At 65.1% G+C, this 23,466-nt stretch carries 24 protein-coding genes; 20 read left to right on the forward strand and 4 right to left on the reverse strand.

The window, feature by feature from the left end:
- Positions 1–36: 36 nt before the first annotated feature.
- The 10 genes from ASD28_RS14440 (at position 37) to ASD28_RS14485 (ending at position 11,919) form a co-directional block, all read left to right on the forward strand.
- Positions 37–1,002, forward strand: a complete 966-nt coding sequence (locus ASD28_RS14440) for an alpha/beta fold hydrolase (protein ID WP_056128999.1) — start codon at positions 37–39, stop codon at positions 1,000–1,002.
- Positions 1,003–1,053: 51 nt separating this feature from the next.
- Positions 1,054–1,395: a DUF1294 domain-containing protein gene (locus tag ASD28_RS14445; RefSeq protein ID WP_056129002.1), complete on the forward strand. Its 342-nt coding sequence runs from the start codon at positions 1,054–1,056 to the stop codon at positions 1,393–1,395.
- Between the two features lie 21 nt (positions 1,396–1,416).
- On the forward strand, positions 1,417–2,169 hold the full coding sequence (gene ugpQ, locus ASD28_RS14450) for a glycerophosphodiester phosphodiesterase (RefSeq protein WP_056129005.1): 753 nt from the start codon (positions 1,417–1,419) through the stop codon (positions 2,167–2,169).
- A 69-nt stretch (positions 2,170–2,238) separates the two neighbouring features.
- The gene (locus ASD28_RS14455) at positions 2,239–3,897 is read left to right on the forward strand and encodes a flagellinolysin (RefSeq protein ID WP_056129008.1); all 1,659 of its coding nucleotides are present in this window, start codon (positions 2,239–2,241) and stop codon (positions 3,895–3,897) included.
- 114 nt (positions 3,898–4,011) lie between these two features.
- The gene (gene alaS / locus ASD28_RS14460) at positions 4,012–6,627 is read left to right on the forward strand and encodes an alanine--tRNA ligase (protein ID WP_056129012.1); all 2,616 of its coding nucleotides are present in this window, start codon (positions 4,012–4,014) and stop codon (positions 6,625–6,627) included.
- 323 nt (positions 6,628–6,950) lie between these two features.
- Complete coding sequence (locus tag ASD28_RS14465) at positions 6,951–7,178, forward strand: sulfurtransferase TusA family protein (protein WP_036238555.1); 228 nt, start codon at positions 6,951–6,953, stop codon at positions 7,176–7,178.
- 201 nt (positions 7,179–7,379) lie between these two features.
- A complete protein-coding gene (locus ASD28_RS14470; RefSeq protein WP_056129015.1) occupies positions 7,380–8,129 on the forward strand; it encodes an electron transfer flavoprotein subunit beta/FixA family protein in 750 nt (249 codons plus the stop codon).
- 13 nt (positions 8,130–8,142) lie between these two features.
- The gene (locus tag ASD28_RS14475) at positions 8,143–9,075 is read left to right on the forward strand and encodes an electron transfer flavoprotein subunit alpha/FixB family protein (protein ID WP_056129019.1); all 933 of its coding nucleotides are present in this window, start codon (positions 8,143–8,145) and stop codon (positions 9,073–9,075) included.
- 163 nt (positions 9,076–9,238) lie between these two features.
- A complete protein-coding gene (locus ASD28_RS14480; protein ID WP_056129022.1) occupies positions 9,239–11,029 on the forward strand; it encodes an acyl-CoA dehydrogenase in 1,791 nt (596 codons plus the stop codon).
- Positions 11,030–11,199: 170 nt separating this feature from the next.
- Positions 11,200–11,919 (forward strand): hypothetical protein, encoded by a 720-nt coding sequence (locus ASD28_RS14485; RefSeq protein WP_056129026.1) that lies wholly within the window; start codon positions 11,200–11,202, stop codon positions 11,917–11,919.
- Positions 11,920–11,936: 17 nt separating this feature from the next.
- Here the strand turns inward: ASD28_RS14485 and ASD28_RS14490 are convergent, their stop codons facing one another.
- Positions 11,937–12,350, reverse strand: coding sequence for an NINE protein (locus tag ASD28_RS14490; RefSeq protein ID WP_056129164.1), 414 nt, complete (start codon positions 12,348–12,350; stop codon positions 11,937–11,939).
- Positions 12,351–12,553: 203 nt separating this feature from the next.
- On the opposite strand from ASD28_RS14490, the gene rpsP reads away from it, so the two are divergent.
- The 10 genes from rpsP to ASD28_RS14540 all read left to right on the forward strand — a co-directional run bounded on the left by rpsP (position 12,554) and on the right by ASD28_RS14540 (position 21,268).
- Complete coding sequence (gene rpsP, locus ASD28_RS14495; protein ID WP_036238507.1) at positions 12,554–12,802, forward strand: 30S ribosomal protein S16; 249 nt, start codon at positions 12,554–12,556, stop codon at positions 12,800–12,802.
- A gap of 65 nt (positions 12,803–12,867) precedes the next feature.
- Complete coding sequence (gene rimM, locus ASD28_RS14500; protein ID WP_229412273.1) at positions 12,868–13,398, forward strand: ribosome maturation factor RimM; 531 nt, start codon at positions 12,868–12,870, stop codon at positions 13,396–13,398.
- Between the two features lie 26 nt (positions 13,399–13,424).
- Positions 13,425–14,186 carry a tRNA (guanosine(37)-N1)-methyltransferase TrmD gene (gene trmD, locus ASD28_RS14505; RefSeq protein WP_056129032.1) on the forward strand — a complete coding sequence of 254 codons (762 nt, stop codon included), beginning with the start codon at positions 13,425–13,427 and terminating at the stop codon, positions 14,184–14,186.
- A 90-nt stretch (positions 14,187–14,276) separates the two neighbouring features.
- Positions 14,277–14,663 carry a 50S ribosomal protein L19 gene (rplS, locus tag ASD28_RS14510; protein ID WP_056129035.1) on the forward strand — a complete coding sequence of 129 codons (387 nt, stop codon included), beginning with the start codon at positions 14,277–14,279 and terminating at the stop codon, positions 14,661–14,663.
- A 60-nt stretch (positions 14,664–14,723) separates the two neighbouring features.
- Complete coding sequence (locus ASD28_RS14515; protein WP_056129038.1) at positions 14,724–15,389, forward strand: CoA pyrophosphatase; 666 nt, start codon at positions 14,724–14,726, stop codon at positions 15,387–15,389.
- 216 nt (positions 15,390–15,605) lie between these two features.
- The gene (locus tag ASD28_RS14520; RefSeq protein WP_056129041.1) at positions 15,606–16,565 is read left to right on the forward strand and encodes a CobD/CbiB family protein; all 960 of its coding nucleotides are present in this window, start codon (positions 15,606–15,608) and stop codon (positions 16,563–16,565) included.
- A 113-nt stretch (positions 16,566–16,678) separates the two neighbouring features.
- Positions 16,679–17,023, forward strand: a complete 345-nt coding sequence (locus ASD28_RS14525; RefSeq protein ID WP_056129044.1) for a DUF3579 domain-containing protein — start codon at positions 16,679–16,681, stop codon at positions 17,021–17,023.
- Positions 17,024–17,085: 62 nt separating this feature from the next.
- Positions 17,086–17,535 (forward strand): CBS domain-containing protein, encoded by a 450-nt coding sequence (locus ASD28_RS14530; protein ID WP_056129047.1) that lies wholly within the window; start codon positions 17,086–17,088, stop codon positions 17,533–17,535.
- A 67-nt stretch (positions 17,536–17,602) separates the two neighbouring features.
- Positions 17,603–20,335 carry a pitrilysin family protein gene (locus tag ASD28_RS14535; protein WP_056129049.1) on the forward strand — a complete coding sequence of 911 codons (2,733 nt, stop codon included), beginning with the start codon at positions 17,603–17,605 and terminating at the stop codon, positions 20,333–20,335.
- A 150-nt stretch (positions 20,336–20,485) separates the two neighbouring features.
- Positions 20,486–21,268 (forward strand): SDR family oxidoreductase, encoded by a 783-nt coding sequence (locus ASD28_RS14540; protein ID WP_056129166.1) that lies wholly within the window; start codon positions 20,486–20,488, stop codon positions 21,266–21,268.
- An 11-nt stretch (positions 21,269–21,279) separates the two neighbouring features.
- Here ASD28_RS14540 and ASD28_RS14545 read toward each other — a convergent pair whose 3' ends face one another.
- From ASD28_RS14545 to ASD28_RS14555, 3 genes are read right to left on the reverse strand one after another with little or no spacing between them, the layout of a single operon-like run.
- Positions 21,280–21,537 (reverse strand): hypothetical protein, encoded by a 258-nt coding sequence (locus tag ASD28_RS14545; RefSeq protein ID WP_371764848.1) that lies wholly within the window; start codon positions 21,535–21,537, stop codon positions 21,280–21,282.
- Positions 21,538–21,560: 23 nt separating this feature from the next.
- Positions 21,561–22,301, reverse strand: a complete 741-nt coding sequence (locus ASD28_RS14550) for a GntR family transcriptional regulator (protein ID WP_056129052.1) — start codon at positions 22,299–22,301, stop codon at positions 21,561–21,563.
- A 55-nt stretch (positions 22,302–22,356) separates the two neighbouring features.
- Positions 22,357–23,424, reverse strand: a complete 1,068-nt coding sequence (locus ASD28_RS14555) for a flavodoxin family protein (RefSeq protein ID WP_056129055.1) — start codon at positions 23,422–23,424, stop codon at positions 22,357–22,359.
- Between the last annotated feature and the right edge of the window lie 42 nt (positions 23,425–23,466).

Consider the following 23,466-nt stretch of genomic DNA (forward strand, 5'->3'; position numbering starts at 1 on the left):
GCGGTACATAAATAAAACAACTGCCCGAGAGAGACTATGCATACGATCTTCCGTTCGGCCGCGCTCGCCGCCGCCGTCCTGTGCACTTCCGTCCACGCCGCCGGCACCGCCGCGATGCAGCCCGGCGAACACCAGGTCGTCGTGGGCGACGTCCGCCTGTGGTACAAGGTCGCCGGCCACGGCGCGAAGGGCGCGCCGCCGCTGTTGTTCCTGCACGGCGGCCCCGGCTACAACAGCTACAGCTTCGAAGCCCAGGCCGGACCGGCGCTCGAGAAAACGCTGCGGGTGATCTACCTCGACCAGCGCGGCAGCGGCCGCTCCGAGCGCCCGTGGCGCGGCGAGTATTCCATCGCCGCCCTCGTCGACGACATCGAGGCGTTGCGCAAGACGCTCGGCGTCGACAAGCTCGCGCTGCTGGGCCATTCGTTCGGCGGCACGCTGGCGCTCGAGTACGCGGCCAGGTACCCCGGACACGTGGCGAAGATGGTGCTCGTGAGCGCCGCCTCGGACATCCCGGCCGCCTGCGCGGCGCGCGTGGACTACATCGCGCGGCACTACGGCGACCGGCTCGACAAGGCGCGCGCCGATGCGAAGGCGCGCAACGAGACGCCGGACGCCTGCTTCTACGCCTTCAACACCGTCGGCCCGGACCTGCACCAGCGCGTCAACGACGAGGTGATGTTCCCGGACATGCTGATCGGCAAACGCCAGGATGCCATCGACGCGAAGAGCGGCCTGCGCAACACGGGCGAACTGGGCAACGCGCTGTTCGGCGGCGGCTTCACGCAATACCGCTTCGCCCATCCGGAACGCCTGACGATGCCCGTGCTCGTGCTGGCCGGCGCCGCGGACTATGCGATCGGCCTGCCGGCCCAGCGCGCGCTGGGCCAGGCGTTGCCGCATGCGCGCGTCGTCGAATACGCGGGCGCCGGACACTTCCTGTACCTCGATGCGCCCGAGCGGTTTACGCGCGACGTCACGGACTTCCTGGCCATGCCCTGACGGTGGGGTTGCCCGGTGGACACCCGCGGCGCCGGCGCGTAAGCTGGCGTCATGATCTATACGCCGCTGCTCCTGTTCTTCGCCCTGTATGCCTACGCCGCGCTGGCCCTCGGGCTGCCGGCCGCGGTGGGCGGCGCGTACGTGCTCGCGAGCGCCGCCTGTTTTGCGCTGTATGCGCGCGACAAAGCGGCCGCGCGGCGCGGCGACCGGCGCACGCCCGAGCGGCACTTGCTGCTGCTGGGGCTGGCCGGCGGCTGGCCGGGCGGCTTGCTGGCGCAACAATGGCTGCGGCACAAGACCGTCAAACGTCCGTTCCGGCAGGGGTTCTGGCTGACCGTCGGCCTCAACCTGGCCGGTTTCTGCTGGCTGGCGCGCGCGCTGGCGCCGGCCTGAATACCGTTCGGGAGGAATACCATGTGGCCTTACCCCAGGATCCTGGCCCACCGCGGCGGCGGCACGCTGGCGCCGGAAAACACGGTGGCCGGCGTGCGCCGCGGCATGGACGCAGGCTATCGCGCCATCGAATTCGACGTCATGCTGGCGCGCGACGGCGTCCCCGTCGTGCTGCACGACCCCGAGCTGGGCCGTACGGTGGCCGGGACGGGATCGGTGGCGGACATGGATGCGCTCGACCTCGCCGCGCGCGATGCCGGCTCGTGGTTCGGTCCGGACTACGAGGGCGAACCGGTGCCGCTGTTCGTCGAGTTCGCGCAGTATTGCAAGGCGCACGGCGTGTGGATGAACATCGAGATCAAGCCCGTGCCCGGCCATGACGCAGAGACCGGCGCCGTGGTCGCGCGCCTGGCGGCCGCGCTGTTCGCCGACGAGATCGCCGCGGGCAGGGTGGGGCAGGTGCCGTTGCTGTCGTCGTTCAGCGAGACCGCGCTGGCGGCGGCCCGGGAGGCCGCGCCCCGGGTTCCGCGCGCCTGGCTGACGGAGGCGTTGCCGCCGGATTGGGAACCCCGTGCGCGGGCGCTGGACGCCGTCGCGATCCATACCGACCATACGCGTCTGACGGCGTCCGGCGCCGCGCAAGTGAAAGCCGCGGGCTTCGGCCTGTTCTGCTACACGGTCAACGCGCCCGCGCGCGTGCGCGAACTGTTCGGCTGGGGCGTGGACGGGTTGTGCACGGACCGGATCGACCTCATCCCGCCTGATTTTTTCTAAAGCGAAAGTTTTTCCTCAAGAATTGTAACGGCTTGTCGTTAATGACATTCGGCTCCCGGTCACGGCCTTATGTCCTTATCGATCAACAACAACTCCCTGTCCCTGCACGCCCAGCGCAACCTGGCGGAGCACACGAACGAGGTGACGCGCCTCGTCGCGCGCCTGAGCTCGGGCACCAGCATCGCGAGCGCCGCGGACGATCCGGCCGGCCAGGCCATCACGGGCCGCATGAGGTCGCAGCTGACGGGGATGCGCCAGGCCATGCGCAGCATCAACGACACGACGTCGATGCTGCAGGTGGCGGACAGCGCGCTGTCGAACATCAGCGACAGCCTGCAGCGCCTGCGCGAACTGGCGGTGGCGTCCGGCAACGGCTCGTACACGGACAGCGACCGCAACACGTTGCAGGCGGAAGCGGACCAGATCCTGTCCCAGATCACCCAGGTGGGCAATGGCGCCTCGTTCAATGACCAAGCGATCTTTTCGCCGGCGTCCGAGAGCGGTAGCGAGGACAAGAAGAAGCGTGCCGTGCTCGACAGCCTCAAGGCCGGCTGGCTGAGCGCCGCCGAAGACATGGTCCAGCAGTACTACGGCCTGCAGGGCGATGGCTCGACCCTGAAGATCAACCTCGACACGACGGATGGCAAGAGTGGCGTGCTTGCGTCCGTCACGGGCGCGTCGGGGCTCGGCAACGACGTCACGCTGAACATCGACATGGCCGATTTCAGCGACATCAGCACGCCGGACGGCGGCACCGGACCGATGTACGACGACCGTGTCATTGCGCACGAGATGGTGCACGCGATCATGCTGCACTCGACCGGCATGAACCTTCCCCAGTGGTTCATCGAAGGCACGGCCGAGCTGATCCATGGCGCCGACGAGCGCCTGGCCGGCGCGCTGGCGGGTGGCCAGACGGCGCAGGGCATCGTCGACACGATCACGGGCGGCGGCTTCAGCTACGAAGGCGGCTACGTCGCCTCGCGCTACCTGCATGACCGGTTGAAATCGATGGGCGTCGACGGCGGCATGAAGGGCCTGATGACTTACCTGAACGGGCACCAGGGGACCGACCTGGACACGGCGCTGAAGGCCGTCACGGGCGGGCAGTACCAGGGCACCGGCGACTTCATGACGGATTTCGCCGCCAATGGCGCCGGGTTCATCGGGGGCATGAACCTGGCGAATGCGGACACGGGCGCGATCGGCGGCCTCGACGCGGACGGCGGGCCGACGCGCGACGCGCGGGGCGTCGTGCCGGAATCCGGCTTCGGCACGGCCGCCCGGCCGCTGCGCAACTTCAAGGTCGAGTATCCGGACATCGGCGGCGGGAGTACGGGCCGGCATCGGGTGCAGATCCAGGTCGGTGCCTCCGCCGGAGACCTTGTCGACATGGAGTTCGCGGCCGTGAACGCCAGCGCGCTGGGCCTCGCGGACCTGGACATGCGCAACCCGGCGGTGGCGCTGCTGCACATCGACGACGCGCTCGCGTCCGTCAACGAGCAGCGCGTGCAGGTGGGGGCCTACAGCAACCGCATGGACGCCGCGGCCAGCAACAACCAGACGATGTCGATGAACCTGGAGGCGGCGAAGAGCCGCATCGAGGACGTGGACTACGCCGGGGCCGCGGTCAGGCTGACGCGCGCCCAGATCCTGCAGCAGGCGGCATCCGCCATGCTGAGCCAGGCCAATGGCGAGCCGAGGGCGGTACTGGCATTGTTGCGCTGACGTGCGCCGTTGTCGTTTCTGCAACGGCAAATCGCACAAGTACAGGTAACTGCCGATACCACGCTATAATCGATTTTCTTTATATAGCAAGCTGCCTGAATCCGCCCCTACGACATGAAATCCACCGAAATACGCGAAAAGTTTCTCAAGTTCTTTGAGTCCAAAGGCCACACGATCGTCCGCTCCAGCCCGCTCGTGCCGGGTAACGACCCGACGATGTTGTTGACCAACAGCGGCATGGTGCAGTTCAAGGACGTGTTCCTGGGCCTGGATACGCGTCCGTACAAGCGCGCCACCACCGTGCAGCGCTGCGTGCGCGCCGGCGGCAAGCACAACGACCTGGAAAACGTCGGCTACACCGCGCGCCACCACACGTTCTTCGAAATGCTGGGCAATTTCAGCTTCGGCGACTATTTCAAGCGCGACGCCATCCACTTTGCCTGGGAACTGCTGACCAAGGTCTATAACCTGCCGGCGGAAAAGCTGACCATCACCGTCTACTTCGAAGACGACGAAGCCTACGGCATCTGGGCCAATGAAATCGGCGTGCCGACGGAGCGCATCATCCGCATCGGCGACAACAAGGGCGCGCGCTACGCATCGGACAACTTCTGGCAGATGGCCGACACCGGCCCCTGCGGTCCGTGCACGGAAATCTTCTACGACCACGGCGCCGAGATCTGGGGCGGTCCTCCGGGCTCGCCGGAAGAAGACGGCGACCGCTTCATCGAGATCTGGAACCTCGTGTTCATGCAGTTCAACCGCGACGAAGCCGGCGTGCTGACCCCGCTGCCGAAGCCGTCGATCGACACCGGCATGGGCCTGGAGCGCCTGGCCGCCGTGCTGCAGCACGTGCATTCGAACTACGAGATCGACCTGTTCCAGAACCTGATCAAGGCCGCCGCCCGCGAAACCGGCGCGACCGACCTGGCGAACAACTCGCTGAAGGTCATCGCCGACCACATCCGCGCCGCCAGCTTCATGATCGTCGACGGCATCATCCCGAGCAGCGAAGGCCACGGCTACGTCCTGCGCCGCATCATCCGCCGCGCGCTGCGTCATGGCCACAAGCTGGGCCAGACCAAGCCGTTCTTCTACAAGCTCGTGGAAGACCTCGACATCGAGATGGGCGCCGCCTACCCGGAACTGCACGACGCGAAAGAGCGCGTGATGCAGACCCTGAAGGCCGAGGAAGAGCGCTTCGGCGAGACCCTCGAGCACGGCATGAAGATCCTCGAAGCGCAGCTCGCGAAGGATCCGCAGAACCTCGACGGCGGCACCGCCTTCACCCTGTACGACACCTACGGCTTCCCGCTCGACCTGACCGCGGACATCTGCCGCGAGCGCGGCATCAAGCTGGACGAGGAAGGCTTCGCTGCCGCCATGGAGCAGCAGAAGAAGACCGCCCGCGCCGCCGGCAAGTTCAAGATGGCCGCCAACGTGGAGTATTCGGGCGAGAAGACGACCTTCGTCGGCTACGACGCCCTCGTGCACAACAGCCGCGTGCTCGCGCTGTACTCGGGCGGCGCACCGGTCCAGGAACTGAAAGCGGGCCAGGACGGCATCGTCGTGCTGGACACGACCCCGTTCTACGCCGAATCCGGCGGCCAGGTGGGCGACAAGGGCCTGCTGAAGGCGCAGGGCGGCGTGTTCGAAGTGGAAGACACGTTGAAGATCCAGGCGGAAGTGTTCGGCCACCATGGCGTGCTGCAGTCGGGCTCGCTGAAAGTGGGCGACATGGTCGACGCGCAAGTCGATGAAGTGAAGCGCGCGCGTACGATCCGCAACCACTCGGCGACGCACCTGATGCACAAGGCGCTGCGCGAAGTGCTGGGCGGCCATGTGCAGCAGAAGGGCTCGCTGGTCGACCCGGACAAGACCCGCTTCGACTTCAGTCACAACGCCCCGCTGACGGCCGAGCAGATCGCCCAGGTGGAAACCATCGTGAATCGCGAAATTCTCGAGAATCACGCGACCCAGGCCCAGCACATGTCGATGGACGACGCGATCAAGCATGGCGCCATGGCCCTGTTCGGCGAGAAATACGGCGACACCGTGCGCGTGCTGGACATCGGCTCGTCGAAGGAATTGTGCGGCGGCGTGCACGTCACCCGCACGGGCGACATCGGCCTGTTCAAGATCGTGTCCGAATCCGGCGTGGCCGCCGGCATCCGCCGCGTGGAAGCCGTGACGGGCGAGGGCGCTCTGGCTCTGGTGCAATCGATCAACCGCAAGTTGAACGAAGCGGCCGGCGCGCTGAAGACGAGCCCGGATGAGCTGCCGTCGCGCATCGCCCAGGTGCAGGACCAGGTCAAGTCGCTGGAGAAGGAAATCGCCGCGCTGAAGTCGAAGCTGGCCGCCGGCCAGGGCGACGAGCTGGTGACGAAAGCCATCGACGTGAACGGCATCAAGGTGCTGGCCGCCACGATGGAAGGTGCCGACGTTGGGAGTCTCCGCGAGACGATGGACAAGCTGAAGGACAAGCTCGGGACGGCCGCCATCGTGCTGGCCTCCGTGCTTGAGGGCAAGGTCAGCCTGATCGCCGGCGTGACGCCGGACGCCACGGGCAAGGTCAAGGCGGGCGATCTCGTCAACTTCGTCGCCAAGCAGGTCGGCGGCAAGGGCGGCGGCCGTCCGGACATGGCCCAGGCGGGCGGTACCGATCCCGCGGCGCTGCCGCAGGCGCTGGCGGGCGTCGCCGGCTGGGTCGGCGAGCGCGTCTCCGCATAACCGTAATCACGCGTTGTAACCGCGCCGCCGCAATATGCATGTTGTGGCGGCGCGTGCGCTGTAAATCGAGGGGGATTTGAGCTGAATCAACTCTTGTTTCGATGGGTAAGTGGGCGGCACAGCCGTTCGCCCTGCATCCCTCTCCTCCGGTCATCTCCGCCTCATCTCTATCTGCCTGTCAAGTAATTGCCGTTGTTACAACGCAACATGGATACCAAATTTTGGTGCGGCGCGTCATAATGGGTTAATTGGAGTACTATCGGGTCCATGCCCTACCAACTAGCAGGCAATCGATGAGCGAAACCATAATCGACACCGGCACCATCGAGGTCCAGAAGGACCTGGATGCGCGTGGCTTGAATTGCCCGCTGCCGATCCTCAAGGCCAAGAAGGCCCTCGCGGAACTGGCCAGTGGCGAGGTGCTGCGCATCGTCGCCACCGACACCGGTTCGGTACGCGACTTCCAGGCGTTCGCCAAGCAGACGGGCAACGCCCTGCTGGCGCATACGCACATCAACGGCGAATTCACGTTCTGGCTGCGCCGGAAATAACGACAGCCTTCTCCTGAAGCCCGGTACGCCGGGCAATCCATCCGCACCCGCAAGGAAACCCGCTAACGCACAATCAAGTACGATTAGGGCATTTCCTCTAACCGAAAAACGCACGATCGTGCTTTAATTCTGACCTGAACGGAATTTGCTTTTATAATTCGGATCATTTTTAGTCTTTCACCCATTTTTCAAAGGCACACTATGAAAGTCCTGGTACCCGTCAAACGCGTGGTCGACTACAACGTCAAGGTCCGCGTCAAGTCCGACGGCAGCGGCGTCGATATCGCCAACGTCAAGATGTCGATGAACCCGTTCGACGAGATCGCGGTGGAAGAAGCCACGCGCCTGAAGGAAGCCGGCAAGGTCACCGAGATCGTGGCCGTGACCTGCGGCGTGGCCCAGGCCCAGGAAACCCTGCGTACCGCGATGGCGATCGGCGCCGACCGCGGCGTGCTGGTCGAGACCGGTGCCGAGATCGAGCCGCTGGGCGTCGCCAAGGTACTGAAGGCGCTGGCCGTCGAAGAGCAGCCCCAACTGATCATCCTGGGCAAGCAGGCGATCGACGACGATTCGAACCAGACCGGCCAGATGCTGGCTGCGCTGCTGGGCTGGCCGCAGGCAACGTTCGCCTCGAAGGTCGTGCTGGAAGACGGCAAGGTCACCGTGACCCGCGAAGTGGACGGCGGCCTGGAAACCGTGGCCCTGAGCCTGCCGGCCATCGTCACCACCGACCTGCGCCTGAACGAGCCGCGCTACGTCACGCTGCCGAACATCATGAAGGCCAAGAAAAAGCCGCTGACGACCGTCAAGCCGGAAGACCTGGGCGTCGACGTCACGCCGCGCCTGAAGACCGTCAAGGTCGCCGAGCCGGCCAAGCGTTCGGCCGGCGTCAAGGTGCCCGATGTGGCGACCCTGGTTGCGAAGCTGCGCACCGAAGCTAAAGTCATCTAATTAAGGAATAACCATGGTCGCACTCGTCATTGCTGAACACGACAACGCCCACCTGAAGGCTGTCACCCTGAATACCGTCACCGCGGCCGCGCAATGCGGCGGCGACGTCCACATCCTCGTCGCCGGCAGCGGCTGCGGCGCCGTCGCGGAAGCCGCCGCCAAGGTCGCGGGCGTGGCGAAAGTGCTGGTCGCCGACGCGCCGCAATTCGCCGACGGCCTCGCCGAGAACGTCGCCGAGCAGATCCTGGCCGTGGCCGGCGCTTACTCCCACATCCTGGCCCCGGCGTCGGCCTTCGGCAAGAACGTGCTGCCGCGCGTCGCCGCCAAGCTGGACGTCGCCCAGATCTCGGAAATCACCAAGGTCGATGCGCCCGACACGTTCGAGCGTCCGATCTACGCCGGTAACGCCATCGCCACCGTGCAGTCGCTAGATGCCGTGAAAGTCATCACCGTGCGCGGCACCGGCTTCGACGCCGCCGCAGCGGAAGGTGGTTCGGCCGCCGTCGACACCGTCGCCGCCGTCGCGGACTCGGGCAAGTCGAGCTTCGTGGGCCGCGAACTGGCCAAGTCGGACCGTCCGGAACTGACCGGCGCCAAGGTCGTCGTCTCTGGCGGCCGCGGCATGGGCTCGGGCGACAACTTCAAGATCCTGGAACCGCTGGCCGACAAGCTGGGCGCCGCGATGGGCGCATCGCGCGCCGCGGTCGACGCGGGCTACGTGCCGAACGACTGGCAGGTGGGCCAGACCGGCAAGATCGTCGCGCCGCAGCTGTACATCGCCGTCGGTATCTCGGGCGCGATCCAGCACCTGGCCGGCATGAAGGATTCCAAGACCATCGTCGCCATCAACAAGGATCCGGAAGCGCCGATCTTCTCGGTGGCCGACTACGGCATCGTCGGCGACCTGTTCGAGGTCGTGCCGGCGCTGGTCAAGGAACTGGGCTGATCGCGGCAGCATAAAAACCGTCGTTCCCGCGCAGGCGGGAACCCAATTTGCGTAGCGTACGACCGGCGTTGGCCGTAGCAGGCACGCCGGCGATTGGGTTCCCGCCTTTTTTGCGGTCGGCGATTGACGTTTACGTAACGTAAAGAGAAACTAGGAGACTGCGGTGACCTACAACGCCCCCCTGAAGGACATGCTGTTCGTCGTGAACGAACTGGCCAACCTGTCCGAGATCAACCAACTGCCCGGCTGCGAAGACGCGACGCCCGATACCGTCGAAGCCGTACTGGAAGAGAACGCGAAGTTCTGCGGCGAAGTCGTCGCCCCGCTGAATCAATCGGGCGACAAGGAGCCGAGCTACTGGCACGACGGCCAGGTCACGACGTCGAAGGGTTTCAAGGAAGCGTTCCGCGGCTTCGCGGATGCCGGCTGGCAGGGCGTGCAGCACCCGGCCGAATTCGGCGGCCAGGGCCTGCCGAAGCTCGTCGCCACGCCGTGCATCGAGATGCTCAACAGCGCGAACATCGCGTTCGCCCTCGTCGGCCTGCTGACGGACGGCGCCATCGAAGCGCTGCTGACGGCCGGCAGCGCCGAGCAGAAGACCCGCTTCATCGAGCCCCTGATCAACGGCAAGTGGACCGGCACGATGAACCTGACGGAACCGCAGGCCGGTTCCGACCTCGCCGCCGTGCGCACGCGCGCCGTGCCGCAGGGCGACGGCACCTATAAAATCTTCGGCACCAAGATCTTCATCACCTACGGTGAGCACGACATGGCCGAGAACATCATCCACCTCGTGCTCGCGCGCACGCCGGACGCGCCCCCGGGCGTGAAGGGGATCTCGCTGTTCATCGTGCCGAAGTTCATGGTGGGTGATGACGGTTCGCTGGGCGAGCGCAACGACGTGCACTGTGTGTCGATCGAGCACAAGCTGGGCATCAAGGCGAGCCCGACCGCGGTGCTGCAGTTCGGCGACCATGGCGGCGCGATCGGCACGCTCGTCGGCGAAGAGAACCGCGGCCTCGAATACATGTTCATCATGATGAACGCGGCCCGCTTCGGCGTCGGCATGCAGGGCATCGGCCTGGCCGAGCGCGCGTACCAGCAGGCCGTCGCGTTCGCGAAGGAGCGCGTCCAGTCGCGCGCCGTCGAAGGTTCCGCCGGCCCCGTCGCCATCATCCACCACCCGGACGTGCGCCGCATGCTGATGTCGATGCGCGCGCAGACCGAAGCGGCGCGCGCGCTGGCCTACGTCGGCGCCGGCCTCTCGGACCTGGCGCACAGCCATCCGGACGAAGCGACCCGCAAGGCCAACCTGGCCGTGTACGAATACCTCGTCCCGGTGATCAAGGGCTGGTCGACGGAGATGAGCGAGAACGTCGCCCGCGACGGCGTGCAGGTGCATGGCGGCATGGGCTTCATCGAGGAGACGGGCGCCGCGCAGCACTACCGCGACGCCAAGATCCTCACGATCTACGAAGGCACGACGGCGATCCAGGCCAATGACCTCGTGGGCCGCAAGACCGTGCGCGACGGCGGCGCCGTGGCGAAGGCGATCCTGGCCCAGGTGCGCGCGACCGAGGCGCAGCTGGCGGAGGTGCGGGATGCGGACTTCACGGCGATTCGCAGCCAGCTGGTCGCGGGCAGCGCGGCGCTGGAAGCCGTTGTCGACTACGTCGTGACGAACACGAAAGCCGACCCGCGCGCCGTGTTCGCGGGCAGCGTGCTGTACCTGAAGCTGGCAGGCATCGTGCTGGGCGGCTGGCAGATGGCGCGCGCGGCCATCGTCGCGCGCCAGAAGCTGGATGCCGGCGCCGGCGACGCGGCGTTCTACCGCGCCAAGATCGCCACCGCGCGCTTCTTCGCGGACCACATGCTGGCGCAGGCGGACGGACTGCGCCACGCGATCGTGGACGGTGCCGCCGGCGTGCTGGCGCTGGACGTCGAGCAGTTCTGACGGCTGGAGGTGTTGTCGAAGCGGCCTGCGGGCCGCTTTTTTCATGGGCCGCAGCAGGCGATTTGTTGCGTGCTGCCGACCGCTGCTCTGCATTTGATGCCCGTCATGCGTGGCGGGTAAGCGGCGCTCCTAGAATCGATTCGTCGCATCCACAATCGAAGGAGCGCCCCATGAATCCCCCGAAGCCTGGCAAGGTATTACCGATCGCCGTCGCCTGTGCCGCATTGTCCGCGCTGGTGGCCTGCGGCGGCGGCAGCGACGCCACCCCCACGACGGTCGCGAACGATCCGCCGGCGGTGCCGAGTCCCACGCCTGCGCCGGCACCCGCGCCCGCGCCGACACCCGCCCCGGCGCCGCAGCCGCCCGGCGATCCCGCGCCGCCGAAGGACATCGTGCTGGAGCCGGGCTATACCAAGCTCTATACGACGCTGAACAGCAGGCCGCAGTGGCCGGCATGGAGCCATGCGGGCACGGCCGTCGTCGATGGCGTGGGGTGCGCGAAGAACGAGGATTACCACATCCACGCGCTCCTCTCGATCTACCAGGACGGCATACGGCTTGGCTTGCCGGATTCGATCGGGCGCGGCAGCGGCTGTTCGTACGAAATGCACACCCACGACATCACGGGCATCCTGCACGTCGAGACGGATGTGCCCAAGGTGTTCACGCTGGGGCAGTTCTTTGCGTTATGGGGACAGCCGCTCGGCACCGCGGCGGTGGCAGGGCTGCCCGGCACGCCGACCTATTACGTGATCGACAAGGAAACGGTGACGCGCTTCACGGGTGATCCGGCCACGATCGCGCTGAATGCGCACCGCGAGATCGTGATCGTGACCGGTACGCCGCCAGCGCAGGTGCCGCGGTATGACTGGGGTGCGACCGGCTTGTGACGCTGATGCCGAACGTGTCAGCCGTACGCGCCGCCCGTGTAGAGCAGGTCGAACAGCCGCGAGATGGTGGCGATGAGCGCCGTCGTGCCCACCAGCATCGTGACCACGACGAGCAGGATCACGAACCAGTGCGACGCGGAGCGGCGGCCGGAGTTGCGGTTGTAGCGGGCATCCCATTTCTCGTCCGGCGTGAGGCCGAGGATCAGTGCTTCGCCGAAGCCGACGAGCCAGGACAGGATCAGGGGCAGCAGGACCCAGAACGGATTCGGCGCGTGGCCGAGGCCGTACACGAGGCCGGCGGCCGGCAGGCTGCAGATGTGGAGCAGGCCGAGGCGGTCGACGCTGCCCTTGAGATAGAAGCGGTGCGCGCCGAGTCCGCCGAGCAGGAAGGCGAGGGCGGTGGCGAATGTCTTGTTCTTGTGTTGCGACATCGAATAAATGTTGAAAGGAAAGTCATCAGTATCGTCCAAAAGCGGCCTCCATAGTGGCGGAGTGTCGCGAAATCGGCGATAATCTTGGATTCGGCCGGGACTGCGCGCCAGCGTTCTTGGTTTTTATGTAAATGCTTGCTGATGCAGGATAGAGCGCGCTATAATCGTCGGCTTTCTCCGTCCAGCTTACTTTTGGAAATATTATGGTCGTTATTCGTTTAGCTCGTGGTGGTGCCAAGAAGCGCCCGTTCTACAACATCGTTGCAACCGACTCGCGCAATCGCCGCGACGGCCGTTTCATCGAGCGCATCGGTTACTACAACCCGATGGCTTCGGGCAAAGAAGTCGCCCTGAACGTCACCGCTGACCGCCTGTCGTACTGGCAAGGCGTGGGCGCACAGCTGTCGCCGGCTGTTGCTCGCCTGGTGGCTACGCAAAAGGCTGCTGCCTAATACAGCGAAGGTTTTACGGTTTGACCGATTCTGCAGCACATTCGACATCGGCATCCGCGCAAGCGGTGCCTGACGACCTGATCCAGGTCGGCCACATCACCGGCGCCTACGGGCTCCGGGGCGGCGTCCGCGTGACGCCCTATTCGATGGATGCGGATGCGCTGCTGAGCGTCAAAACCTGGTGGATCGACAAGCCGTCGCTGCGTCCCGTGCAAATGCGGAACGCGAAGTACCACAGCGGCGACGTGACGGCCACGCTGGTCGATGTGAACGACCGCGAAGCGGCCGAGGCGCTCAAGGGTGCCACGGTGCAGGTCTCGCGATCGGACTTTCCGGAACTCCCGGAAGACGAGTATTACTGGACCGACCTGATCGGCTTGGATACGGTCAACTTGCAGGGCGAAGCGCTCGGCAAGGTCTCCGACATGATGCACAATGGCGCGCAGTCCATCCTGCGGATCACGCCCGTGCCCGATCCGAACGCCGCTCCCGATGCGAAAGCGCCGGAGCGGCTGGTGCCGTTCGTGGACCAGTACGTCAAGACGGTCGACTTGCAAGCCAAAGTGATTACCCTGGACTGGGGCCTGGATTATTGATCCCGTCCACCTGAAGCGAGGTCCCGATGCAGTTTGACGTCGTGAGCTTGTTTCCCGAAATGTTTGCCGCATTGACGCAGTCGGGCGTGACCCGGCGCGCGCACGAGCAGGGCCTGTGGAACCTGTCGATCTGGAATCCGCGCGATTTCACGACGGACCGCCACCGCACCGTGGACGATCGCCCGTATGGCGGCGGTCCCGGCATGGTGATGCTGGCCAGGCCGCTCGAAGCGACGATCAACGCGGCGAAGCAGCGCCAGATCGACATGGGCTTGCCCGCACCGCGCGTCGTGTTCATGTCGCCGCAAGGCAAACCGCTGACGCACGAACGTGTGATGGGCTTGAAGCACGAGCCCGGTCTCGTCGTGCTGTGCGGACGCTACGAAGCGGTCGACCAGCGTTTGCTGGACCGTGTCGTCGACGAGGAAGTCTCCCTCGGCGATTTCGTGCTGTCCGGCGGAGAACTCCCTGCGATGGCGCTGATGGATGCCGTGGTGCGGCAGTTGCCCGGTGTGCTGGGTGACGACGCGTCCGCGGTCGAAGACAGTTTTGTCAACGGCCTGCTGGATTCGCCGCATTACACGCGTCCGGAAGTCTATGAAGGCGTGGCCGTGCCGCCCGTGCTGATGGGTGGCAACCACGCCGAGATCATGAAGTGGCGCCGCCAGCGTATGCTGGAGGCGACCGCGAAGAAACGGCCGGATCTGCTGGACAAGACGCGTGACGCCGGTCTGCTGACGAAGGCCGACGAGCAGTTTCTCGCAACCTTGCAAAAGGTCGCGGAATAAAGGCGGTGCCCATCGGGGTATCGCGTGTTTTAATCCCATCCTCTACCGGGCATCGAACGCGCCGGCAAGATGGTAATAGGAGTCATACAAATGGATCTGATCCAGCAACTCGAGCAAGAAGAGATTGCGCGCCTCGGCCGCAACATCCCTGATTTCGCACCGGGCGACACCGTTGTCGTCAGCGTCAACGTCGTCGAAGGCAACCGCAAGCGCGCCCAGGCATACGAAGGCGTCGTCATCTCGCGTCGTAACCGCGGCCTGAACTCGAACTTCATCGTTCGCAAGATCTCGTCGGGCGAAGGCGTCGAGCGTACGTTCCAGCTGTACTCGCCGCTGATCGCTTCGATCGAAGTGAAGCGTCGTGGTGACGTGCGTCGTGCGAAGCTGTACTACCTGCGCGAGCGTTCGGGCAAATCGGCACGTATCAAAGAGAAACTGCCGACTCGCAAAGTCGCTACGACCGCTGCTGCGAAGTAATAGCGTCTGTGCTAGGGAAAAGGCATCCGGTCGGATGCCTTTTTCTTTTGGAGACAGCCTTTGGCAAAATTGCATATCGATCCCAAGCGCCTGCCCGTCGACGCGATCGCCGGCGAGCCCGCGTTGCCGGCCGAGCGCCTGGAGGTGGCCTGGCTGCGCGAGCGCCTCGCCCATCCGTCGTCGTGGGTGCCGGAATTGCCCGAGGACATGCGCGAGCGCTTCCCCACGCTGCGCCGCGCGGCCGTCCTCGTGCCCCTCGTGCGCCGGCCGGACGGCCTCACGGTCTTGTTGACGCAGCGCACCGAACACCTGAGCAACCACGCCGGCCAGGTCAGCTTCCCCGGCGGCCGTGCGGAAGAGGACGACTCGTCGCCCATCGAGACCGCGCTGCGCGAGACGGAGGAAGAGATCGGCCTCACGCGCCGCCACGTCGAGATCGTCGGCGTGCTGCCCGACCACGTCACCGCGTCCGCCTACATCGTCACGCCCGTCGTGGGCCTCGTCACGCCGCCGTTCGACCTCACGGCCGAATCGAACGAAGTGGCCGACATCTTCGAAGTGCCCTTGCGGTTCCTCATGGACGGCATGAACCACCAGATCATGTCGTTCGACCTGCCGGACGGCGCCGGCCGCCGCAGTTTTTATGCGATGCCGTACGAACGCTTCTTCATCTGGGGAGCGACAGCAGGTATGCTCCGGAATTTGTTTCATTTGTTACGCGCCTGACCAGGCACGTCGAAAAACCTGCTGCGCGTTGCATATTGGCGGGGGCGCCTAGCCCTGCGATGCTCACTGTACTTTCGTACAGCTGCGCTTCTCGGCCAAATCTGCTGCCGCTCGTGACGGTTTTTCGAGGTGCCTTAATGGGCATAGACTCCGGTCGGTCTCTGCGCTACCCTAGCGGGCAAATGAAGTAAGGCAACAACGTACAAAGGACCGTGCATGACTTTTTTCTCCATTCTGTGCGCGCTGCTCATCGAACAGCTGAAGCCGCTGCGCGCGGATAACCAGATCTACGCCGAGATCAAGCGCTTTGCCATGAAGATCGAGAGCTGGTTCAATGCCGGCCAGGTCAGTCATGGCCGGCTGGGCTGGTTCCTGATGATGGCCGCGCTGATGGTGCCGACGGCCGTCATCTACGGCGTCCTCGTGTACTACCGCTTCGTGTTCGCCGCGTTCGCCTGGAACGTGCTGATCGTCTACCTGACGCTCGGTTTCCGCCACTACAGCCATTACTTCACGTCGATCCAGTTCGCCCTCAACGCGGGCGACGAGGCGACGGCGCGGACACTCCTGGCCGAGTGGGCCAGGATCGACACGGTCGGCATGGATACCGCCGAGATCGCCCGCATCGCCGTCGAAAAATCCCTGATCACGACGCACCGCAACGTGTTCGGCGTGTTCTTCTGGTTCCTGATGCCGCTGGGCCCGGCCTGCGCCGTCATGTACCGCGTGTCCGAATACCTCGCGCGCGCGTGGAACGAACCGGATCATATGCGCAACGAGGCATTCGGCCAGTTCGCGGCCCGTGCGTTCTACTGGATCGACTGGATCCCAGTGCGCCTGACGGCGATCGCGTTTGCCGTGGTCGGCAATTTCGAGGATGCGATCTATGCGTGGCGCAATTTCGCCAATCGTTGGACCGACGAATCGAAAGGCATCATCCTGGCCGCGGGCGGCGGCGCGATGGGCGTGCGCCTCGGCAGCCCGGCCGAGAACGCGCCGCACGTCCTGCCGGCCGACGCGGCGACGGTCGACAGCACCGCCAGCGAGGACGACATGCTGCCCGGCGACGAGCCGAGCGTGCGCGCACTGCAAAGTACGGTCGGCCTGGTCTGGCGCGCGCTGTTATTATGGATGCTGCTCCTGCTGTTGCTGTCGGGCGCAGTCCTGCTCGGTTGATGTCCATCGTGCCGGTTCGACAAGAGCCGGCACATGGGGCTCGTCCGCAGGTCTTCTATAAGATATAATAGTCGGGTTGTTCTCATCCACGCCTTTGTTTCAGAAGCCGCACTATGGCCGACTCACCGCAAACCGGGAAAGGCGCCGACGAATTCTTCATTCTCGGCGTGACAAGTAAGGGCAGGCAATTCCGCCCGAGTGACTGGGCCGAGCGTCTGTGCGGCGTCATGTCGTGTTTCCGGCCGGCCGGCAGCGGTGGCCCGAACGCCCACCTGAAGTTCTCGCCCTACGTGCACCCGACCGTCGTGAACGGTGTCAAGGCGGTCGTCGTGAACAATGCCCTCAAAAGCATCGAACCGCTGGCCTACCACTTCGTGTGCAATTTCGCCAAAGACAACGACCTGCAAGTCGTCGAGGCGTGCTTCGTCCCGCCGGCGGACGAAAAAAAGAAGTCCTGATCTACCTCAAACCCTCATCGATGCACCATGGGTAGCTTGAACGTTTGACGTTGGAGCTCGCCATGGAAGTCGGAAAACTCTGCACGGTCGACACCGTCTGCTGCGCCCGCGATGAAAGCGTGCAGGGTGCGGCCTTACTCATGCGCAAACATCACGTGGGCGACATCGTCGTCGTCGACGACGTCGATGGCGAACGCACGCCCGCCGGCATCGTCACGGACCGCGACATCGTCGTCTCCGTCGTCGCCCTCGGCCTCGATCCGGCCGGCCTGCAGGTCGGCGACATCATGACGGACGACCTGCTCACGGCCGACGAGCACGACGACGTCTCCGTCACCATCGAACGCATGCGCCTGCGCGGCATCCGGCGCGTGCCCGTCGTGGGCGAGGGCGGGCGCCTCGCGGGCATCGTCAGCGCGGACGACCTGCTCGGCTTCCTGGCCGAGGAAATGGAAGACCTCGCCCGCATCAGCCCTTACCAGCAACAGCACGAACGCCGGGTGCGGCAATAATGGTAAGCCTGGCCTAAGTACCCGTCTGTTACCATGTCCCGAGGACAACAGTAACTGACGGAGTGACATGAGCTTGACGTTTTTCCAGCGCGGCCTGGCCGCTTATACGGTCGCGGGCGGCCTGACGTTCATCGCGGCCGGCAGCGCCTTCGCTTTCGACCTGCCCAAGGGCGTCGTGCAAGGCCCGTCCGTCGAAGGCATCACGGAGTACCGCCTGCCGAACGGCCTGAAAGTGCTGCTGTTCCCCGATTCGTCGCGACCCACCGTCACCGTCAACGTCACGTACCTCGTCGGCTCGCGCCACGAGAATTATGGCGAGACGGGCATGGCCCACCTGCTGGAACACCTGATGTTCAAGGGGAGCCCGAAGCACCCCGACATCACGCGCCAGTTCCAGGACCGCGGCATGCAGTTCAACGGCACGACGTCGCTCGACCGCACGAATTACTACGAAGTGTTCCAGGCGTCGGACGATAACCTCAACTGGGCGCTGGGCATGGAAGCGGACCGCATGACGCATTCCAGCATCGCGAAGAAGGACCTCGATTCCGAAATGACGGTCGTGCGCAACGAGTACGAAAACGGCGAGAACTCGCCGGGTGCCGTCCTCATGAAGCGCATGCAGAGCGTGGCCTACGACTGGCATTCGTATGGCCGCTCGACGATCGGCAACAAGAGCGACATCGAGAACGTCGGGATCTCGAACCTGCAGAATTTTTATCACACGTATTACCAGCCGGACAATGCCGTGCTGCTCGTCGCGGGCAAGTTCGATCCCGCGAAAACCCTGCTGTCGATCAACCGCCTGTTCGGCGCGATCCCGAAGCCGAAACGCACGTTGCCGGAATTCTGGACGGTCGAGCCCACGCAGGACGGCGACCGTACGTTCACCGTGCGGCGCCAGGGCGACGTGCAGATCGTCGCGCTCGGCTACAAGGTGCCGTCCGGCCTGCACGACGACAGCGACGTGCTGAGTTTCGCCTCGACCATCCTCGGCGATTCGCCGACGGGCCGCCTCCACAAGCTGCTCGTCGAGACGGGCAAGGCGAGCCAGGTATTCGCCTATGGCCAGACGGGCTATGCGCCCGGCCTGCAATACTTCGGCGCCGTGGTGAAGAAGGACGCGCCGCTCGAACCCGTGCGCGCCGCCCTCACGCAGGCCGTGGAAGAGTTTGCCAAGAACCCGCCGACGCCGGAAGAAATGGAGCGCACGAAGCGCACCTTCCTGAACGAATTCGAGCGCAGCCTGAACGATCCGCAGCAGGTCGGCGTCGCACTGTCGGAAGTGATTGCGCTGGGCGACTGGCGCCTGTTCTTCGTCGGCCGCGACCGCGTCAACAAGATTACGTCGGAACAGGTTGCCGCGGCAGCGGGGCGCTATTTCAAGCGCGATAACCGCGTCACGGGCGAGTTCATCCCGGACGACAATCCACAACGCGCCGTCATCCCGCCCGCGCCCAGCGTGCAAAGCCTGCTCAAGGATTTCAAGCCGCAGGCATCCACCCTGAGCGCCGAGGACTTCGATCCGAGCCAGGCCAACATCATGAAACGCACGACGCTGACGACGGCGGGCGGGGTGAAACTGGCCTTGCTGCCGAAGAAGAACCGCGGCCAGACGGTCACCGTCGACCTGCGCCAGCACATCGGCGACGAGCAGAACCTGTTCGGCAAGGCGGCACTGCCGGGGCTGACGAACGCGATGCTGATGCGCGGCACGACGAAGTACGACCGCGTGCAGCTGGCCGACGCCTTCGACAAGCTCAAGATTTCCGGCAGCCTCACGCACTTCCAGACGACGCGCGACAACCTGCCCGAAGCGCTGAAACTCGTCGCCCACGTGCTGCGCGAACCGAGCTTTCCGGCTGCCGAATTCGAACAATTGCGCCAGCAATCGATCGTCGGGCTGGAAGCGAGCCGCAGCGAGCCGACCAACGTGGCATCGCGCGCGCTGAACGAGCATTTTGATGTTTATCCCAAGGGCGATATCCGCCACGAAACGACGCTCGAGGAAGATCTTGCGGACCTCAAGGGCGCGACGCTGGACCAGGTCAAGGCCTTCCACCGCGACTACTACGGCACCGTGCCGGCCGAGATGGCCATCGTGGGCGATTTCGATGCGCAGGCGATCGCGCCGCTCGTCGACCAGCTGTTCGGCGGGTGGAAGGCCCCGATGCACGTGGCGCCCGTGCTGCGCAAGAACGGCGACATCGCGCCCATCCATACGTTCCTGAATACGCCCGACAAGGAAAACGGTTTTTATACGGCGCGGATCAACGTCGATCTCAACGTCGAGGATCCGGATTATCCGGCGCTGATGCTGGCCGATTACATCTTCGGCGGGGGCGGCATGCGCTCGCGCCTGATGGACCGCATCCGCCAGAAAGAGGGGCTGTCGTATGGCGGTGGTTCGAACCTTGTCCCCGGCGACCTCGACCGTGCCGGCATGTTCGCGATCAGCGCCATCGCCGCGCCGCAGAACCTGGCCAAGGTGGACGCCGCCGTGCGCGAGGAACTCCTGCGCGTGCTCAAGGATGGCTTCACGACGGCGGAACTCGCCGGCGCCAAGTCGGGTCTGATGCAACAGAGGATCCAGAACCGTGCCGACGACGGCGCGCTGGCCGCCGGCTGGACGTCGTACATGTATCGCGGCCGCACGTTCGAGTGGTCGGCCGAGTTCGAGCAGCGTTTGATGGCCGTCACCTTGCCCCAGCTGAACGCAGCATTCCGCAAGGCGGTCGACCCCGCGAAGATGTCCGTCGTCATGGCTGGAGACAAGGCAAAAGTGAAACCTGCACCCTGATTGCAACACTCGGCCGTTCATTAACTTGCAGAATGGCTGAGAAACTTGGTCAATGCCCGGGACGGGCGCTATCATGTTGCCTGAGCGCAGTATTGCTTGTAGGAAGCAAAGCTTGCGTCGGGATATTGAAAAGGAAGCATGATGAAGGGCATGACCAAGCAGACTCCGAGCGGCATTTCGTATGCAGGCAAGGTAGTGCTGGTAACCGGGGGCGCCAGCGGCATCGGCCGGGCGACGGCGCTGGCATTCGGACGCGCGGGCGCCTGTGTCGTCATCGCCGACACGTCGGTCGACGGCGGCCACATGACTGCGGCCCTGATCGTCGAAGCGGGCGGCAAGGCGCTGTTTGTGAAATCCAATGTCACGGTCGCGGCGGACGTCGAGGCCTTGATGGACAAGGCGGTCGGCCATTACGGCCGCATCGACTGCGCCGTCAATGGCGCCGCTGTCGAGGAAGAATACCTGCCGCTGGCCGAAGGCGAGGACGACCAGTTCGACCGCATCATGGGCGTCAACGTCAAGGGTGTCTGGCTGTGCATGAAGAGCCAGCTGCGCCAGATGCTCAAGCAGGAAGGCGGCGGCGTGATCGTCAACATCGCGGACGCCGGCGGCCTCGTGGCGGCACCGCACCGCGCGATCTACTCGGCGTCCAAGCACGCCGTCGTCGGCCTGACGAAGAGCGCGGCCGTCGAATATGCCAAGGACGGCATCCGCGTCAACAGCGTGTGCCCGGGCGCCGTCAAGACCCCGATGCTGGCGCGCATGCTCGAGCGCGAGCCGGGGCGCGACAAGAGGCTCAAGGCGGCGCATCCGATGGGACGCATCGCCGACCCGTCCGAAATCGCCAACGCGGCGCTGTGGCTATGCTCGGAGCAGGCGTCGTTCGTCACCGGCCACCAACTGGCCATCGATGGCGGCCTGACGGCGATCTGACGGGCGTTTGCCTACCGTTTCTTGTGGGTGGCGCGCTGTTGCTTCGCTTGCGTGCTCACCCGGGCCTGGCGTGCCTTGTATAACGCCACGGCATCCTCGCGCGCACGCGTGAGCGTCCGCATGTCCGGATGGTCGTCGTGCGGCGAAAAATACTCGGCCGCCTGCGCGTCGACGACGAGCTTGATGGCGGTGGCGTCGTCGAGGTCGTACAGCTCGGTCAGCAGGGTGGCGACTTCGTCGAGATAGGCTTCGTAGGTCAGGTTGGTCATGGCGTTGTTGTTGTAAAAGTTGATCAGCCGGCGCTCAGCTCGGCCACGAAGTCGTACATGTCGCCCCGAAAATAGGAGCGGCAGAATTCCACGGCCTGGCCGTCTGGCAGAAAGCCCAGCCGTTCCACGCACAGGCCCGCATCGCCTTCCCGCGATTGCAGCAGCTTCGCCTGCTCGGCGTTCAGCAGCAGCGCGGACAGGCGCTGCAGCGCGCGCACGGGGCGCTTGCCGTTCGCTTCCAGCGCTTCGTACATCGACACGTCCACCGCATCCAGCGAGGGCAGGGCGGACGCGGCAATGGTCGCGTATTCCAGGCACATCGGCATGTCGTCGGCGTAGCGGATGCGGTTGAAGCGATAGACGGCGGCGCCCGGCGAGAGACCGAGACGCAGCGCTTCTTCCGGCGTCACCAATCCTTCCGAGCGCTTGAGCCAGACGCTGCGCGGCGTACGGCCGCGCGAGCGCATGTCTTCCGAAAACGACGTCAGCTTCGCGAAATTCTTTTCGATGCGCGTGTTGATGAAATTGCCTGACCCCGCGCGGCGCACGAGCAGGCCTTCCTCGACGAGGCCGTCGATCGCCTTGCGCACCGTGATGCGCGAGACGTCCAGTTCGGCCGCGAGCTGGCGCTCGGCCGGCAAGGCTTCCGCCGGGCCGTAGACGCCCCGGTCGATCGCGTCGCGCAGGGCGCGCTGCAATTGCTGGTAGAGCGGCAGGTTGCTGGTGGCGGAGAGCTGGTGCATCAGCTGCGCGAGGTGGGACATGCGGCGGGGTTCATTGGCAAGCGATCCCCGGATGATACCAAAAAAAGACCGCCCGTCACTTCGGCCGGGGATTGGCCAGCTTCCGGTCCGGCTGCAACAGCTTGCCCGAGCGCACCGCGGCGACGGCCGCCGACACCGAGCGCGCCACGTTGCGCACCTCGTCCTGGAACGCCGTGTCCTTGTCGAGCGTGGCGTGGCTGTCCGCATACGCTTCGTAATAGCCGACGTAGCGGTCGAGCAGGGCGGTGGGGCCCGCGTCGATCAGGCCCATCCAGTCGAGCCAGTCGGACAGCGAGCGCCGCGTCGATTCGATGCCGGCCACGTCGCCATGCACGACGAGACCGTAGACGCGTCCCGCGAGATGCTTCGGATAGTGCCAGTCCTGCTCCAGCGCCTTCGCTTCTTCCGCCTTCTTGCCGTGCGTGGAGGTGGGATCGGGGTTGCCGCCGTCGGCGCACACGAGGCGGTCGATCATCAGCTTCAGCACGGAGGGTGACTGGTACCAGTACGTCGGCGTGAGGATGATGACCCCGTGCGCGGCCACCCAGCGCTCGTAGATCTCGTTCATCCAGTCGTTTTCCTGGTTCAGCGAATGGTTCGGGTAGCAGCTGCACGGCCAATGGCACAGCGGCATCGCCGTCGACACGCAGGCCTTGCACGGGTGGATGTGGCGGTCGTAGTCGGAAATGAGGCGCGACAGGTCGAGCAGGTCCGTCTCCATGCCCTCGGCCGCGATGGCGGCCTCGCACAGCGTCGCGAGCCGCCACGTCTTCGAGATCTCGCCCGGGCAGCTGCCGTCGTTGCGCGCCGCGCCATTAATCAAGAGGATGCGGCTCGGCGTCGCGGGATCTTTCTGGCGGGCCTCGGCGGCCAGCAGGCGGTCGTGCGCCTCTTTCCATTCGACGGATAAATCGTAGTCCGGGTCGGCGAACCCGGGGCCGGCCTTCACCGTGATCGGCGCCTTGTGCGAATCGACGTAGGCCCGCCACGCGACCTCTTCGACGGCTGCCAGTTCCTTGGCGACGGCCTGGTAGGCGGGATCGTAGAAGTCGCGTGAAAAAACGACGTGGAACTCGTCGCGGGTGAGCTTCGCGGGCGCCTGGCCCTTGCGTACGGTCGTCATGGCCGCCCTTTTCAGTAGAGTTGCGGCGATTATCGGCCGCAT

The organism is Massilia sp. Root133 (assembly GCF_001426525.1).
GTDB classification, from domain to species: Bacteria; Pseudomonadota; Gammaproteobacteria; order Burkholderiales; family Burkholderiaceae_D; genus Telluria; species Telluria orientalis.